This window comes from Shimia sp., from assembly GCF_022448905.1.
GTDB lineage: Bacteria > Pseudomonadota > Alphaproteobacteria > Rhodobacterales > Rhodobacteraceae > Shimia.
In genome coordinates this window covers 1-13,643 of record NZ_JAKVCW010000002.1, presented here as the reverse complement: position 1 = coordinate 13,643, position 13,643 = coordinate 1, and the positions used below count along the sequence as shown (strand labels likewise).

Below are 13,643 nucleotides of genomic sequence, written 5' to 3'. Positions count from 1 at the left end.
TGGGGGCAAAAAATCAGGCGGCTCCGAGGAACCGCCAGACCTTGTTCAGAGTGCGCGACGTTTAGTCGGCGCGTGGCACCAATGGCGCGTTGTCGCCTTCAGATGGCGGCAACAGCGAGTCGCCTGCGCCGGGCAGGGTTGGTGCGGTTTCTTCCGCGGCAGGCGCGGAGGTGCCCAGACGGTCAAACACCGAGCTGGAGGAAGAGTTGTTGGCTGCGATCACGGTCAGGGCGATCGAGGTGCAGATGAACGCGCCAGCCAGAATCCAGGTCACGCGGGTCAGCGCGGTGGCTGCTGCGCGGCCGGACACGGCGCCGCCGCCGCCGCCCATGCCGAGGCCGCCGCCTTCGGAACGTTGCATCAAAACGACGCCAATCAGCGCCAGAGCCAGAAGAAGGTGAATGATGAGGACAACGTTTTCCATTGGGACCTGTAAAAGCGAGCGTTCGGATTTTCTAGCGGCGTATGTAGGCAAGTTTGTCGCGAGGGGCAAGGTGGATTTGCGGGAGTTTGTCCGCAAGCGGGTTCTGGCCGTGCCGGAAGGGGAGAGATGTGCAGACAGGTGGGGGCGGAAGATGTGAAAAGCCCGACGGCGTCCACAAGACACCGCCGGGCAGGGATGTACAACGGTTTGGTGCTAAAAAGGGGCTTTGGCTCAATGCCACCACTCACGGGGCGGTTCGAGTAGTTTCACGGCAAACGAGTCGGAGCATGTGCAAGTTGGCACATGAGACCGGAAAAGCACGCTTCATTTGTTAAGTGGTTTTTCGGTGTCGTGTGTTTTTCTGCGGTGATGTTAATACCGCCGCCCGCCAAGGGAGCGGGGTTTCCAATCAGCAAGAGACGGCTTACGCCATGGACATCGATCATACTTTGATTTCTGAGATCTATCGCTCGGCCTCTTTAGAGCCGGCTTTTGTGCCGGCGCTGGCGCGGTTTGCCCGCCGGTATGAGGCGGCCGGCTCTTCTATTCTGATCAATGATGTGGTCGAGCCGGTTGTGTCGCAGATCCATTTCAGCCCGATCGAGATCGCTGAAAAGGTTGCGGAATTTATGCGGCTGTTTGGGCAAGACGAGCAGAAGGTTGTGCGCAAAGTGGGCGCAATGAACGAGCGCTTTCAGTTTATGTCGGAGGCCGACGCCCATGATCTTGGCGATGACATCAGTGCGGGGACAGCCTGGTCGCGCGAGCACATGGGGTTGGACAAACGCTATGCGGCGCGGCTGTCGGTGACACCGCTGTGGTTTGATTCCATCACGCTGAATTATGCGGTGAATCACCCGGGGATTAGCGAGAAGGCGAAAGTCGATGCGCCGGTGTATATGCAGCATTTTGCGGCCGCCCTGGACATGATGCGGCCGTTTCGACTGTTGCAGGCGCGCTTTAGAGCGGTGAGCGCGGCGCTGGACCGGATGACCTTGGGCGTTGCGGTGGTGGCTCGCGACGGCACTGCGGTGCATCACAATCGGCGGTTTGGTGATCTGGTAGATCAGCGGGACGGGGTTGCGCTGGACGCGTCGGGACAGTTGCGGTTTTCTGGTGCTGCGCGGCCGCAGGGCGGTCGACTGATGGCGCAGTTGCAGTCCTTTGCGGCGGACGACAGGCGTGGCGCGGATCGGGCGCATTATGTGTTTGAACGGCCCAGCGGGCGGATGGCTTATGTGGCGTCGCTCTGTCCGTTGGCAGAATTGATGGATGATGATCCGTCCACGGCGGAGATGGCGGTTCTGGTGATCAAGGATGTGAGCCTTGGGGACCCTATCGAGGTGGACGGGTTGGCGTCGATCTTTGCGCTGACGGAGGCGGAGGCTGAGGTGAGCCGATTGTTGGTCAATGGGGCGTCGGTGAAGGAGATTGCCGCGCAGCGCGACGTGAGTGTGGGCAGCACGCGCAATCAGATTTCATCGGTGTTGGAGAAGACGGCGTCTAAGTCGCAGACGCATTTGATCCGGACGGCGATGAAGGTGGATCTGCCGGTGGAGCCGGTGCCTGATCTGCCGGACGAGGAGGTCTAGAGCCGCGCACTCTCTCTGGACAGATTTGGGGGCTGGTGGCAGGGTGCGGCCATGCCACATGATCACGACCACCCGCATTCACACCTGCCATCGGACCCTGCGCTTCGGGTCAAGGCGTTGGAAACTTTGTTGACGGACAAAGGCTTGGTCGATCCGTCCGCCTTGGACGCCATCATCGATCTCTACCAAAACAAGATTGGCCCGCAGAACGGCGCGCAAGTGGTGGCGAAGATGTGGCGCGATCCGTCGTTTCACCGTCAGATGATCGAAGACCCGATGCCCACGCTTCAGGAGATGGGGCTCTATGGGCGGCAGGGCGAGCACATGGTGTTTGTCGAGAACACCGATGCGGTGCACAACATGGTCGTGTGCACGCTGTGCAGTTGTTATCCGTGGCCTTTGTTGGGCATTCCGCCAGGCTGGTACAAATCGGACGCCTATCGGGCGCGGGCGGTGCGCGAACCAAGGGCGGTTTTGGCGGAGTTTGGTGTGAGTCTGCCGGAGGGCAAGAAGGTACGGGTCTGGGACAGCACGGCCGAAGTGCGTTATCTGGTGGTGCCGCAGCGGCCAGCGGGCACAGAGGGGCTCAGCGAAGACGAACTTGCGGCCTTGGTCACGCGCGACAGCATGATTGGCACCGCATTGGCACAGGATCCTTTAACGGAGGAGCCAGGCGCATGAGCCGCATTCACGATATGGGTGGCCGTTTGGGCACCGGCGCTGTGGACCCGCAGGATGGCTATGACTTTGGGGAGGCCAAGGATTGGCACAAGCGGGCGCTGGCGCTCAATGTGGCTTGCGGTTTTTTGGGACAGTGGAACATTGATGCCTCCCGCCATGCGCGGGAGCTGCTGGACCCGCAGGATTACACGGCGTTCAGTTACTATGAAAAATGGATGGGCGGCCTCGCGGATCTGATGGTGGATCGCGGGGTGGTGACGGTTGAAGAGCTGGCCAGTGGACAGGCGGCGGGGGGGGCGCCGGTCTCTGAGCGGGCGGCCAAGCCGGAGACGGTTGAGGCGGTGCTGATGAATGGCAGTCCCTATACGCGGGAGGCAGCGGCGCCAGTGTTTGCAGTGGGGGCAAAGGTGAAGACCCGTCGCCCCGCGCGCAATGTGACGGTGCCGGGCGGGCACACGCGTTTGCCAGCCTATGCGGCGGGCGCCGTTGGCGAGGTTGTGTTGCAGCATGGTGCACATGTGTTTCCCGACAGCAACGCGCATTTCATAGGGGAAGCCGCCGAGCCGCTCTATGCGGTGCGGTTCACGGCGCAAGAGTTGTGGGGCGCAGAGGCCGATCCGCGCGATGAGGTCGTGCTGGACTTGTGGGAAAGTTATCTGGAGCCGGTGGCGTGATCTGGTGCGGCGACAAACCGGAACCGGCGTTTTCGGAGCCGTGGCATGCGCAGGTCTTTGCGATCACGGTGGCGCTTAACGAAGCGGGGCATTTTGAGTGGTCGGCCTGGGCGGAGCGGTTTGGGGCAACCTTCAAAGCCAATGGGCTGGCTAAGGAATTGGATGGCGGCGCAGATTATTTCAACGCGTGGCTGGAAACTCTTGAGGAGTTTCTGGCGGAGACCGGCATAGCCGCGACGGGCGCGCTTCAGCAGTTAAAAACGGCGTGGACAGAGGCCTATCTTTCCACGCCACATGGTCAGCCAGTCAATTTGGCAAAGCCGGTCTAACGCGAGGCGCCGAAGGCGCCGATGTGGGTGCTGCCCGAACCGCTGATCGCAAAGCTCGCCCCAACTTCTTCAGCGTTTGGGCCGTAGAAGCTGCCGGTTGCCGTACCGGAGCCTGCAGCGGAGGTAAGGTTCGCGTTGAAGCCCGCGTCATCAATTTGTCCGGTTCCGGAAAAATCTAGGGCGCTCGCGTCTTCGACGAACTGGTATGTGCCATCACTCAGTCTTTTGTGAGCTCCGTCAGTCCAGGTCGTATTTGAACTTTGAACCGAGATGGAACTGAAATCCGATGTTGTCACCGTCACGTCAAAGTTGGTGTCGCTGTGAATACCATCGTGATTTGCGATTCCGAGCCCTTTGCCGCGATAGGTCGCGGAGCTGCTTTGGGGCATAGCCGTTGCTCGGGTCGCCACGCCGTAATGTCCTGCGCCAGTTGTTGGGTTCTGACGGTCAAGATCATACCATGCGCCGTATACTAAGTGGTCAAGGCCACTTGAGTCGGTTTTTGAGAAGTAAGCGGCATCACCGTCGTCACGATTTTCCGCATCAGTGGAGTAATAGGTCGAATTTTCTCTGTAATAGATTTCGTCTCCATCCCGCGTATCAATGTCAAACTTGCTGTTTCCGGCTGAGCCTGAAATTGCGATTTGCTCGCCATTACTGAAAGTTATGGCAAGTGAACTGTCCTGAGGGCCGCTAGGGGTGTCATACGTGGTCGTGCCATCAGTCAAGTTTGTGGTGTAGGCAGCCGTATGAGCCTGTCCTTGCAGCTCAACAGCGCCGTCGGGGGGCAGCTCCGATGTGCTGGTGAAGGGGACTGGAGACGTTGATCCACCGCCGCAGGCGGACAAAGTCGTTACTAGGATTTGGAGAAGGGCTGCTTTTGGAAACTGCGCAAACATTGTGGTTCCGGAAATTTTCTAAATGTATGTGCGCTTATAGGGTGTATGGGTGGGGAGTTCCACACCTTATGGTGGTTTTTGCAAGTGCTGGGAAGGAGGGTTTTGCGGTGATTGAGGCCTGTTGGCGCTCTTTTGCGAGCCTACGCCTCGACGTCGTCCACATCCACTTGGCCGGTCAGCATGCGGCGCACGATGGACCAGCCGAGGCCAATGCCCAGCACAATAGAAAGCGCCAGGATGGCGAGCCAGATATTCACGGCGCCGTTGTCCAAGCTGAGCATGTCATAGTCGTGCAGAACCCAGGCGATGGCGGCGAGCACGGCGAGTACGACAGTCATGCCGAAGGCGCCGATGGAGCGCAGGGTGGCGCGGAGGTAGATCACATAGCCGATGAGCAGAAGCAGGCCCAGAAGCACGGTGAGCGGCAGTTCTTCGACGTAGTTGGCGCGGGCCCAGACGACATAGTTATAGTCGGTTGGGTTGTAGGTTGCTGCCAAAAGCAGAAAGGCGATCAGCCAGCGTAACAAGAGCCCCATCTCTGTCCCCTCAGATGTCTTGCCTGTCTTTTTCAGCAATCCTCGCGCAAAAAGGCGGGTTCTGTCCAGCCTGCGACAGCTTTTGTGGTTTCCCAAGCCAAACAACATGGCTACAAGGGCGCGGGTTTGAACTCTCTGCAAAGGACCGGATATGGCCAATGTTGTTGTTGTAGGCGCTCAGTGGGGCGACGAAGGTAAAGGCAAGATCGTTGACTGGCTCAGCGAACGTGCCGATGTCATCGCGCGTTTCCAAGGTGGGCATAACGCTGGCCACACGCTGGTGATCGACAGCAAGGTATACAAGCTGCACGCGCTGCCGTCCGGCGTTGTGCGTGGCGGCAAATTGTCCGTGATCGGCAACGGCGTTGTGCTGGACCCGTGGCATCTGGTGAAAGAGATTGCGACTGTGCGGGAGCAGGGCGTTGATATTTCGCCTGAGACGCTGATGATTGCGGAAAACACGCCGCTGATCATGCCATTCCACGGTGAGCTGGACCGGGCGCGGGAAGAAGCGGCCTCCAAAGGCACCAAGATTGGCACCACTGGGCGCGGCATTGGTCCGGCCTATGAGGACAAAGTGGGCCGTCGCGCGATCCGCGTGGCGGATCTGGCGGATGAGGCGACTCTGGAAGCCCGTGTGGACCGCGCACTGCAGCACCACGATCCGCTGCGCAAAGGTCTGGGCGTGGAGCCAATTGACCGCGACGCGTTGATTGTGCAGCTGAAAGAGATTGCCAAAGAAATCCTGCCTTATGCGGCGCCGGTTTGGAAAGTGCTGAACGAGAAGCGCAAAGCGGGCAAGCGGATTCTGTTTGAAGGCGCGCAAGGCGCGTTGCTGGACATCGATTTTGGCACCTATCCGTTTGTGACCTCCTCCAACGTGATTGCCGGGCAAGCCGCCACAGGCGTGGGCATTGGTCCGGGCTCCATCGATTATGTGCTGGGCATTGTGAAAGCCTACACCACCCGCGTGGGTGAGGGGCCGTTCCCAACTGAACTGCTGGATGCCGAGGGCAACCCGGATGCGGATGGCGAACGCCTTGGCACCCGTGGCCATGAGTTTGGCACCACCACTGGCCGTCAGCGTCGCTGTGGTTGGTTTGATGCCGCGCTGGTGCGTCAGACCTGCGCGACCTCCGGCATCAAAGGCATCTGCCTGACCAAGCTGGACGTACTGGACGGTTTTGAGACGCTGAAGATTTGCGTGGGCTATGAGCTGGACGGCGAAACGCTGGATTACCTGCCAACCGCAGCGGATCAGCAGGCGCGGTGTAAGCCGATCTATGAAGAGATTGATGGCTGGTCTGAGACCACCGAAGGCGCGCGCAGCTGGAACGATCTGCCAGCCAATGCTGTGAAATACGTGAAGCGCGTAGAAGAGCTGATCGAGTGCCCTGTGGCGCTGTTGTCGACCAGCCCGGAGCGGGAAGACACCATTCTGGTCACCGATCCATTTGCGGATTGATTGCGTAAGCCTCTGAAAGGAGACTGACATGGCGTTGAGTTACAAAGGCCGTCGCCGCATGGCGCTTCTGGTGCTGGTTGTGGGGCTGCCGATCTACATTCTGGTGGCCTCTGTGCTGGCAACCACCATAGCGCCGGATTCGGTGCTGGTGACGTTGTTGCTGTATGTCGGTTTGGGGATTGTGTGGATCCTGCCGTTTAAGTCGCTGTTCAAAGGCATTGGTCAGGAAGATCCAGACGCCACGCCGCGTCGGTTTGATGACGATCCCTAAGATGGCCTTGCAGAAAGATAGTGGGCGGCGGCACCTCGGTGTCGCCGTTTTGCGTTTTTGAGGGTGTGCGGATGTGGAGACTTGCGGCGGTGCATCGCGCGCGAGAAGGTTGGGCATGGCTGAGTTGACCTTACGTGCGCCTTATTCTTATCGGGACGATCCCGCAGTGCCGCCGTTTGACGACAGTGGACCAGTGACGGTGATGGATGGCGATTGTGCGCTGTGCAGTTTTGGCGCGCGGATGATTGCGCGGTTTGATCGGGATGAGGTGTTTCGGATTTGCCCGGGGCAGACCGCGTTGGGCACGGCTTTGTTGGGGCATTACGGGCTGAAACCTGATGATCCGGAAAGCTGGCTGCTGATTGTCGACGGGCAGGCCTACAGCTCGCTTGATGCCATTATCCGTGTCGGACAAACGGTTGGCGGCGTTGGGCATGGGCTGCGGGTGCTGCGGATTTTGCCACGCAGTGTGCAGGATTGGATTTACCGCCGGATTGCGCGCAATCGGTATGCGATGTTTGGCAAAGGGGATATGTGCGCCTTGCCCGACGAACGGCTGCGCAAACGGTTGCTGCAAAAATGAAAAGCCCGATCGGATGATCGGGCTTTTGTTTTGCGTATTTGGCAGGGCTTAACCGGCTTTGCTGTCCCGCGGCTTGAAGTTGATCGAGGCGTTGGCGGTAAAGCGCCCACCGGCCACCTTGTCGATCTTCTTGTCGCGCAGCAGCTGACCAAAGGCGCGCAGGCCCTCTTCGCGGGTGAACTGTGGAACGTTCACTTCGCGCGACATGCGCATCAGCATCGGACGGGAGAAGCGCTCCAGACCTTCAACAAAGGTCAGGTACGCGGCGGCCGCTTCGGTGCTTTCCGGCAGCTGGGTTGCCCCCATGCTGGCGGCGTAGTCAGCAAACCCGCTCAACGTTGTGCCTTTAGCGCTGACCGGGGCAGCGGACTTCGCAACTTCGTCGCGGTCCAGTTGGTCAGAAGACACCCGACGCGGACGAACAGGGACGCGACGGGGGGCTTTTTGTGCGGTTTCAGGCGCAGGCTGAGCGGGTTGTTCGGGGTTGGCTTCGGCTGTGGCGTCTACACGCTGTGCCGCAACCAGTTTCAGAGGCGCAGGGGCCGCTTTGGTGGATTTGGCCTCAGGGGATTTGCCACCAGGGACAGAGCGCACAACAGAGGCAAGATCCCCACGATAGGCCACCGTATCGTCTTTCTTCTTGGCGTCGGTGCCAGCGCGTTTTTCGGCACGGGTGGCGGCAACGGCGGCGCGCAGATGCGCGATGGCGCTGCGGCGGCCTTTGCCCTGTGGCTCTTCCATCTCGCTGTTGGCCTTGGCCATCAGGCGCGACAGATCCGGCTCCGGCGCAGGTTGACGGGCTTCTGCAGGTTTGGGCGCTTCTGGCTCCGTAGGCGTGTCGAGCACAACCGGCGCTTCGGCCTTGGGGGCGGGTGCTTCTGCTTTTGCCTCGGCCTCGGCCACATCAGATTGCTTCAGCTCCGCTTCCACCTGGGCCAGTTCGGCCAGCAAGTCAGCCTCGTCTTCCGGCGTCAGGCTGGTTGGCTTGGGTGCTTCTGGCGCAGGGGTTGCTTCGGCGGCGTCTTCGTTTTCCGGATCCGCTTCCAGTCGGCCAGAGGCTACGGCGTCCTCAAAGTCTGCCTTTTTCATACGCACCACACGGGCGCGCAGCGGGCGGACTTTTGGCTTTACCACTTCTGGTTCAGACTCGGCGGCAACCTCTTCGATCTCTTCGGCCTTGGCCTCGACCACTTCGGCGTCTTCCACGGCAGCAGGGGCTTCGACGATCTCCTCCACCAGTTCAGCGGCGGCTTCGATCTCGGCATCGTCTTCCAGGTTCACCGGGGTGAGGTCCATTGGCGCGAGGTCTTCGTCAAAGATGTTGGCTTCATCGGTGGCGGCGACGGTGGTCAGCTCTGGCTGATCGTCTTCGGCGTCCACCGCATCGGCCTCTGGCTCGGCTTCAACGCGGGCCACCACGGCGCGGATGCGCTCCAGCTTGGCGGCGATGGAGTTTTCTTCATACTCCGGTGCGTCGTCGGCGTCTTCCCAGTCGGCGGCTTCGGAGATGTCCTCAGCAACCTCTTCCACCACATCTTCGGCAAACGGGTCAGTGCTGTCCTCAACCGGTGCGTCGAGCACCAGCAGGTCGGCGTTGTCATTCTCGTCGTCGGTTTGCAGCTGATCGTCAGACAGGGCGTCGACAGCGGACACAGCGGCAGAGATGCCGGCCAGGTCCACTTCAGGCGCGTCCTCGGCAACCTCTTCTGCGGCTTCAACAGGGGCTTCTTCAGCCACGGCGTCTTCGACCACGTCCTCTACTGCTTTGGCAACAGGTGCCGCTTCAGGTTCAGGCAGGCTGTCTTCGGCAATGGCGGCCATCACGCTGTCGGCGATGGTGTCCTCTTCGGAGGCAGCTTCTTCAGCGGCTTCAACTTCGGCGGTTTCAGCAACCGGTTCAGCAGCGGCTTCTTCTGCTTCGGCAACCTCAACTGGTTCCGCTTCGACTTCGACAGAAGCGTCTTCCGCTGGAGTTTCTTCGGCCACAACCTCTTCGGCGGCGACTTCTACAGTTTCCTCGACAACAGGCGCCTCTTCGATCACGTCTTCCTCGGCAGTTTCAACCACGTCCGCAACAGCAGCTTCAACCGGGGTGTCTTCCACAACCGGCGCGGCAGACTCTTCCGCAGCCTCTTCGACCACAGGTGCCGCAACAGGCGCGGCTGCCACTGTAGCCGGTTGCGGCGCGGGCTCGGCCACGGCTTCCGGCTGCGCTGCTGGGGCGGTCTCGGCAACGGGCTGTGCTTCGGCATCGGGTTTGGGCTCACCGGCGCTCAAGACAATGGCGCCATGATCCAAACGCGCGCTGACGCGGCGGGCGATTTCTTTTTCTGCGATGCGGGCAAGCATCTCGGCATCCGGGGTCGGGGGCTCGGCACCGAAATACCGGTCGTCCGCGGCCAGATCCCTGAAATACTCAGCGATTGCCTTCATTGTATCAAACGACTCCTCAAACCCTTCTAGGGTGCAGGAGAATGTCCCGTAAGACACCGTGAGCACTTTGTTATTGGTAACCATCTTCTGTGGGTCCTTTGCACTACTCGCCGATCAAACTACCACCAAAGGAAAGTCGAAACGTGACCGATTCTGTGGAAGACAGCGTATCATTTCTAGGCCAAATTGTGGCGAAACGCTTTTGAGAGGGGCGGAGAGGGGAGAAATGACGGCCATTGTTCACAGTTTGGAACCAATCACGCTAGTTGGTGCGGGATCGTTGAGTGATTCCGATATAGACGACTCATTGGCTTTGGCCCCGACATTGGTGGCCGCGGATGGCGGCGCGGCGCATTGTTTGGCCGCGGAGCACATGCCGGAGGCGGTGATTGGGGACATGGACAGCCTGGACATGGTGCAAGCGGCGGGCATTCCCTGGGAGCGGCTGCATGAGATCACCGAGCAGGACAGCACCGATTTTGACAAGGCGCTGCGCCACATTGAAACGCCGCTGGTGGTGGCCGTGGGCTTCACCGGCGCGCGGATGGATCACGAGTTGGCAGCCCACAACGTGTTGGTGCGACGGGCGGACCGGCGCTGTGTGCTGGTGGGGGAGACAGATGTGCTCTGTGTTGCGCCGCCGAGGCTAAAGCTGGACCTGCCGGTGGGGACGCGGGTGTCGCTGTTTCCGATGCGGGCCGTGACGGGGCGCTCAGAAGGGTTGAAGTGGCCGATTGACGACATCGCGTTTGCGCCGGATGGCCTGATTGGCACGTCCAATGCCGCCACCGGACCTGTGACTTTGGAGATGGATGGGCCGGGGATGCTGCTGATCCTGCCCAAAACGTTTTTACCGCTGTTGGTTAAGACGCTGCTTGCGACGCCTGAAGGCTGGCCCGCTCCCTGAACACCACATAAAGACCGGCGGCCATGGTCACGCATATGCCAAATGCGGCGAGGCCATTGGGCCAGTCGCCAAAGATCAGCCAGCCGATCAGCGCAGCGATGGGGATCTCCAGATATTGCATCGAGGCGAGGGTAGACGAGGGGGCGTAGCGCAGGCTCCAGGTCATCAGGAGATGCGCGGCGGTTCCGATGACGCCAATTGCCAGCAGTAGGCCCCAATAGTTATTGTCAGGACTTGCCAGCGACAGGGCGGGCCAGTTCAGCGATTGGCCGACGAAGAGCGCGACGGCAATGAAGACAGACCCAAGCACACCGCTGACTGCCTGAACGCCAATGGGATCGGTGTCTTTGGCAATCTGTCGGGTGACCAGCATGAAAAGCGCAAAGATTACCGCAACGCCCAAGGGCAACAGCGCTGGGGCGCCCACCTCAACGAAACTGGGCTGGATGACCATAAGCGTGCCGGCAAATCCCACAACGCAGGCCCAAAGGCGGCGCATGCCAACCTCTTCGTTGAGGACATATTTCCCCAGCACCAGCATGATGAACGGCATGACAAAGGCAATGGCAACCGCATCCGCCAACGGCAGGTAGCGTAGGGCGGTGAACATAAATGCAATGCCCGCGACATGCAGTAGGGTGCGCCAGACCACCAGTTTGAACACGCGGCGCGTCATGCGCCATGGGCGGCGGGTCAGGATCACAATGGGAATGAGGATCAGCGCCTGAATGGCAAAGCGGATGAAGACAAGCTGCCCCAGCGGTACCGCGCCAGAAAGAAGTTTGGCCACGGCATCGCCCAATGGGGCAAGCACGCAAAAGCCAAGCATCAATAGAATGCCGAGCAGGGGACGGTCTTGGTGCGCTGAATGTTCGTTCATTTGGGCACGCTAGGTGGGCGTGTTAACCAAGGCAACAGAAAGATTGTGCCGACACAATGCCTTGGGGTGTCAGAATTCGGTGATGCCGGCTTGAACTGGGCGCTCCAGTGAGGTCGAGAGCGCGACATAGGTTTTGGTGCTGACCACTTCGGGCATATCGTAGATGCGTTTGAGCAAGTCCTCCATGGCTTTGGAATCCTGCATCCGCACTTTCAACAACATGCAGGTGTTCCCGGTCACCGAGTGGATTTCCTCAACTTCGGGCAGGTCGCCAAGGCCGAGGATGGCGTCAGTTTTGCCCCAGCCGGAAGTGTTCACATGCAAAAAGGCCAGGAACGGCTTGCCGGTCATCTCCGGATTGAGCAGCGCAGAGACGCCAGAAATGCGGCCCGTCGCTTTGTAGCGTTTGACCCGTTCATGCACGGCCGGCGGGGACAGTCCCACTTTGTCCCCCAAAGTAGCGTAGCTTTGTTCGGCATCTGCGCTCAGAAGCCCTAATAGTTTTCGGTCAATGGCGTCCAAACCCTGTTTGTCTTTGAGTGACATCTGAACCTCATTCGGAATTTTTACCTATTTGCATTATGGCATACACAGTTTGTGTCGGATTGGCTATCCAGTCTCCAAAATACGGAGTCTGTGATGAAGCCAGTTTGGGTGTTGATGTGTGCCATTGCGGTGGTGGGGTCCAATTCCTTGGTGTTGAGCCCGATTGCCGCGGATGTGGCACTGGATTTTGCAGGCGCAAGCGCGCCTGATGTGATGTTGGCCTCTGCGATCTACGGCGGAAGCACGGCGGTGAGCGCCTTGTTTTTGGCACCGCGGGCCGATCAGATCGGATTAAAACGCGCGTTGGTTCTGGCGCTGATTGTTTTGGTTGTGGCTTTGCTGGCCAGCGCCCTGGCGCCATCCTTGGCTATTCTCAAACTGGCGCAAGGTCTGGCGGGGATTGGCGCGGGGCTTGCTTTGCCGGCCACCTACGGGTTGGCTGCGGATGTGTCTCCCAAGGGGCAGGAAAGCGCGACGCTTGGCAAAGTTCTGACTGGATGGACCCTGAGCCTTGTGGCAGGGGTGTCCTTTGCGGCGGTGCTGGCGGATGTGGTGCATTGGCGGGCGGTGTTTGGCCTGATGACTGCGCTGAGCGCGGGGCTGATTGTGTTGATTTGGCACATGCAGGTGCCATCCCGCCCTGCGGTGCAGCCAGTATCGCCGTTCAAGGCGTTTCGCGTGCCAGGATTGTTGCCGATCCTCGGGGCGGTCGTGGCGTTTATGAGCGCGTTTTACGGGCTTTACGCCTTCCTCGGGACTCATTTGACCACAGTTTTGGGGTTTTCCACCGGCATGGCCGGGCTTGGCGCGCTGACCTACGGCGTGGGCTTTGGTGTGGTGGCGCCGCTGGACCGGTTGATTGATCGCTTTGGCGCCACACAAGCCGCGCCGGTGGTCTTTGGCGCCTTGTTGCTGGTGTATTTGCTGATGGCGGCTTTGGCGGGGCAGGGGGTGGCGATCTTTGCGGTGTGCCTGCTGTGGGGCGCGGTGAACCATCTGGGGCTCAATATCCTGGTGGGACAGTTGAGCGCCCTGTCGCCAAGCCAGCGCGGGGCGATTTTGGGGCTCTATAGCGCGACCACCTATGTGGCGATGTTTGTCGGCACCGCCGTCTTTCGGCTGGTGTTTGAGGCGCAGGGGTTTGCGATGACGGCATTGGTGTCGGCGGTCTGCGTTGCGCCCGCGTTGATCGGTGCGATCTGGGCGCTGCGGCGGACAGGGCGCGTAGCGGTCCCGGCGGCGGAGTAAAAAAAGGGCCAGCACAAGGCTGGCCCGACAGGGAGTGAGCGCGGGCGATGGATCGACGCCCGCGATCGGGGAAAATCTTAGCGGTTCATGCGGTTCTCAATCAGATCGTCCACAACGCCGGGATCTGCCAGTGTGCTGGTATCCCCCAGGCTGCCGTAGTCGTTTTCGGCGATTT

General features: G+C 60.1%; 15 protein-coding genes. 9 read left to right on the top strand and 6 right to left on the bottom strand.

The window, feature by feature from the left end:
• Positions 1-61: 61 nt before the first annotated feature.
• Positions 62-424, bottom strand: coding sequence for a preprotein translocase subunit SecG (gene secG, locus MK208_RS01755; RefSeq protein ID WP_294113287.1), 363 nt, complete (start codon positions 422-424; stop codon positions 62-64).
• Positions 425-855: 431 nt separating this feature from the next.
• On the opposite strand from secG, the gene MK208_RS01750 reads away from it, so the two are divergent.
• Genes MK208_RS01750 through MK208_RS01735 form a run of 4 tightly spaced genes read left to right on the top strand, consistent with a single transcriptional unit; the run spans position 856 to position 3,700 of the window.
• Positions 856-2,016 (top strand): helix-turn-helix transcriptional regulator, encoded by a 1,161-nt coding sequence (locus tag MK208_RS01750; protein WP_294113285.1) that lies wholly within the window; start codon positions 856-858, stop codon positions 2,014-2,016.
• A 51-nt stretch (positions 2,017-2,067) separates the two neighbouring features.
• On the top strand, positions 2,068-2,697 hold the full coding sequence (gene nthA / locus MK208_RS01745) for a nitrile hydratase subunit alpha (RefSeq protein WP_294113283.1): 630 nt from the start codon (positions 2,068-2,070) through the stop codon (positions 2,695-2,697).
• On the top strand, positions 2,694-3,371 hold the full coding sequence (gene nthB / locus MK208_RS01740) for a nitrile hydratase subunit beta (protein WP_294113281.1): 678 nt from the start codon (positions 2,694-2,696) through the stop codon (positions 3,369-3,371). Before nthA ends, nthB begins: the two co-directional genes overlap by 4 nt.
• A complete protein-coding gene (locus MK208_RS01735; protein WP_294113279.1) occupies positions 3,368-3,700 on the top strand; it encodes a nitrile hydratase accessory protein in 333 nt (110 codons plus the stop codon). Before nthB ends, MK208_RS01735 begins: the two co-directional genes overlap by 4 nt.
• On the opposite strand, the gene MK208_RS01730 is transcribed toward MK208_RS01735, so the two are convergent.
• Both MK208_RS01730 and MK208_RS01725 read right to left on the bottom strand, forming a co-directional pair.
• Positions 3,697-4,599: a transferrin-binding protein-like solute binding protein gene (locus MK208_RS01730; protein ID WP_294113277.1), complete on the bottom strand. Its 903-nt coding sequence runs from the start codon at positions 4,597-4,599 to the stop codon at positions 3,697-3,699. The genes MK208_RS01735 and MK208_RS01730 overlap by 4 nt on opposite strands.
• A 140-nt stretch (positions 4,600-4,739) precedes the next feature.
• Complete coding sequence (locus tag MK208_RS01725; RefSeq protein WP_294113276.1) at positions 4,740-5,135, bottom strand: DUF6524 family protein; 396 nt, start codon at positions 5,133-5,135, stop codon at positions 4,740-4,742.
• Positions 5,136-5,286: 151 nt separating this feature from the next.
• On the opposite strand from MK208_RS01725, the gene MK208_RS01720 reads away from it, so the two are divergent.
• The 3 genes from MK208_RS01720 (at position 5,287) to MK208_RS01710 (ending at position 7,454) form a co-directional block, all read left to right on the top strand.
• Complete coding sequence (locus MK208_RS01720) at positions 5,287-6,600, top strand: adenylosuccinate synthase (protein WP_294113274.1); 1,314 nt, start codon at positions 5,287-5,289, stop codon at positions 6,598-6,600.
• 28 nt (positions 6,601-6,628) lie between these two features.
• Positions 6,629-6,871, top strand: coding sequence for a DUF2842 domain-containing protein (locus MK208_RS01715; RefSeq protein WP_294113273.1), 243 nt, complete (start codon positions 6,629-6,631; stop codon positions 6,869-6,871).
• A 115-nt stretch (positions 6,872-6,986) separates the two neighbouring features.
• Complete coding sequence (locus MK208_RS01710) at positions 6,987-7,454, top strand: DCC1-like thiol-disulfide oxidoreductase family protein (RefSeq protein WP_294113271.1); 468 nt, start codon at positions 6,987-6,989, stop codon at positions 7,452-7,454.
• 48 nt (positions 7,455-7,502) lie between these two features.
• On the opposite strand, the gene MK208_RS01705 is transcribed toward MK208_RS01710, so the two are convergent.
• Entirely contained in the window at positions 7,503-9,887 is a 2,385-nt protein-coding gene (locus MK208_RS01705; protein ID WP_294113270.1) for a hypothetical protein, read from the bottom strand.
• A gap of 226 nt (positions 9,888-10,113) precedes the next feature.
• Between MK208_RS01705 and MK208_RS01700 the strand changes: the two genes are divergently transcribed.
• Positions 10,114-10,794, top strand: a complete 681-nt coding sequence (locus tag MK208_RS01700; protein WP_294113269.1) for a thiamine diphosphokinase — start codon at positions 10,114-10,116, stop codon at positions 10,792-10,794.
• Here MK208_RS01700 and MK208_RS01695 read toward each other — a convergent pair.
• Positions 10,751-11,674, bottom strand: coding sequence for a DMT family transporter (locus MK208_RS01695; RefSeq protein WP_294113267.1), 924 nt, complete (start codon positions 11,672-11,674; stop codon positions 10,751-10,753). The genes MK208_RS01700 and MK208_RS01695 overlap by 44 nt on opposite strands.
• A gap of 69 nt (positions 11,675-11,743) precedes the next feature.
• Positions 11,744-12,220 carry an Lrp/AsnC family transcriptional regulator gene (locus MK208_RS01690; protein ID WP_294113265.1) on the bottom strand — a complete coding sequence of 159 codons (477 nt, stop codon included), beginning with the start codon at positions 12,218-12,220 and terminating at the stop codon, positions 11,744-11,746.
• A 93-nt stretch (positions 12,221-12,313) separates the two neighbouring features.
• On the opposite strand from MK208_RS01690, the gene MK208_RS01685 reads away from it, so the two are divergent.
• Entirely contained in the window at positions 12,314-13,468 is a 1,155-nt protein-coding gene (locus tag MK208_RS01685; RefSeq protein WP_294113263.1) for an MFS transporter, read from the top strand.
• The last annotated feature ends 175 nt before the right edge of the window (positions 13,469-13,643 follow it).

What these genes read in the sequence shown, in the direction of transcription:
- secG (WP_294113287.1), bottom strand. Translation starts at nt 424, where the DNA reads ATGGAAAACGTTGTCCTCATCATTCACCTTCTTCTGGCTCTGGCGCTG.
- MK208_RS01750 (WP_294113285.1), top strand. Translation starts at nt 856, where the DNA reads ATGGACATCGATCATACTTTGATTTCTGAGATCTATCGCTCGGCCTCT.
- nthA (WP_294113283.1), top strand. Translation starts at nt 2,068, where the DNA reads ATGCCACATGATCACGACCACCCGCATTCACACCTGCCATCGGACCCT.
- nthB (WP_294113281.1), top strand. Translation starts at nt 2,694, where the DNA reads ATGAGCCGCATTCACGATATGGGTGGCCGTTTGGGCACCGGCGCTGTG.
- MK208_RS01730 (WP_294113277.1), bottom strand. Translation starts at nt 4,599, where the DNA reads ATGTTTGCGCAGTTTCCAAAAGCAGCCCTTCTCCAAATCCTAGTAACG.
- MK208_RS01725 (WP_294113276.1), bottom strand. Translation starts at nt 5,135, where the DNA reads ATGGGGCTCTTGTTACGCTGGCTGATCGCCTTTCTGCTTTTGGCAGCA.
- MK208_RS01720 (WP_294113274.1), top strand. Translation starts at nt 5,287, where the DNA reads ATGGCCAATGTTGTTGTTGTAGGCGCTCAGTGGGGCGACGAAGGTAAA.
- MK208_RS01715 (WP_294113273.1), top strand. Translation starts at nt 6,629, where the DNA reads ATGGCGTTGAGTTACAAAGGCCGTCGCCGCATGGCGCTTCTGGTGCTG.
- MK208_RS01710 (WP_294113271.1), top strand. Translation starts at nt 6,987, where the DNA reads ATGGCTGAGTTGACCTTACGTGCGCCTTATTCTTATCGGGACGATCCC.
- MK208_RS01705 (WP_294113270.1), bottom strand. Translation starts at nt 9,887, where the DNA reads ATGAAGGCAATCGCTGAGTATTTCAGGGATCTGGCCGCGGACGACCGG.
- MK208_RS01700 (WP_294113269.1), top strand. Translation starts at nt 10,114, where the DNA reads ATGACGGCCATTGTTCACAGTTTGGAACCAATCACGCTAGTTGGTGCG.
- MK208_RS01695 (WP_294113267.1), bottom strand. Translation starts at nt 11,674, where the DNA reads ATGAACGAACATTCAGCGCACCAAGACCGTCCCCTGCTCGGCATTCTA.
- MK208_RS01690 (WP_294113265.1), bottom strand. Translation starts at nt 12,220, where the DNA reads ATGTCACTCAAAGACAAACAGGGTTTGGACGCCATTGACCGAAAACTA.
- MK208_RS01685 (WP_294113263.1), top strand. Translation starts at nt 12,314, where the DNA reads ATGAAGCCAGTTTGGGTGTTGATGTGTGCCATTGCGGTGGTGGGGTCC.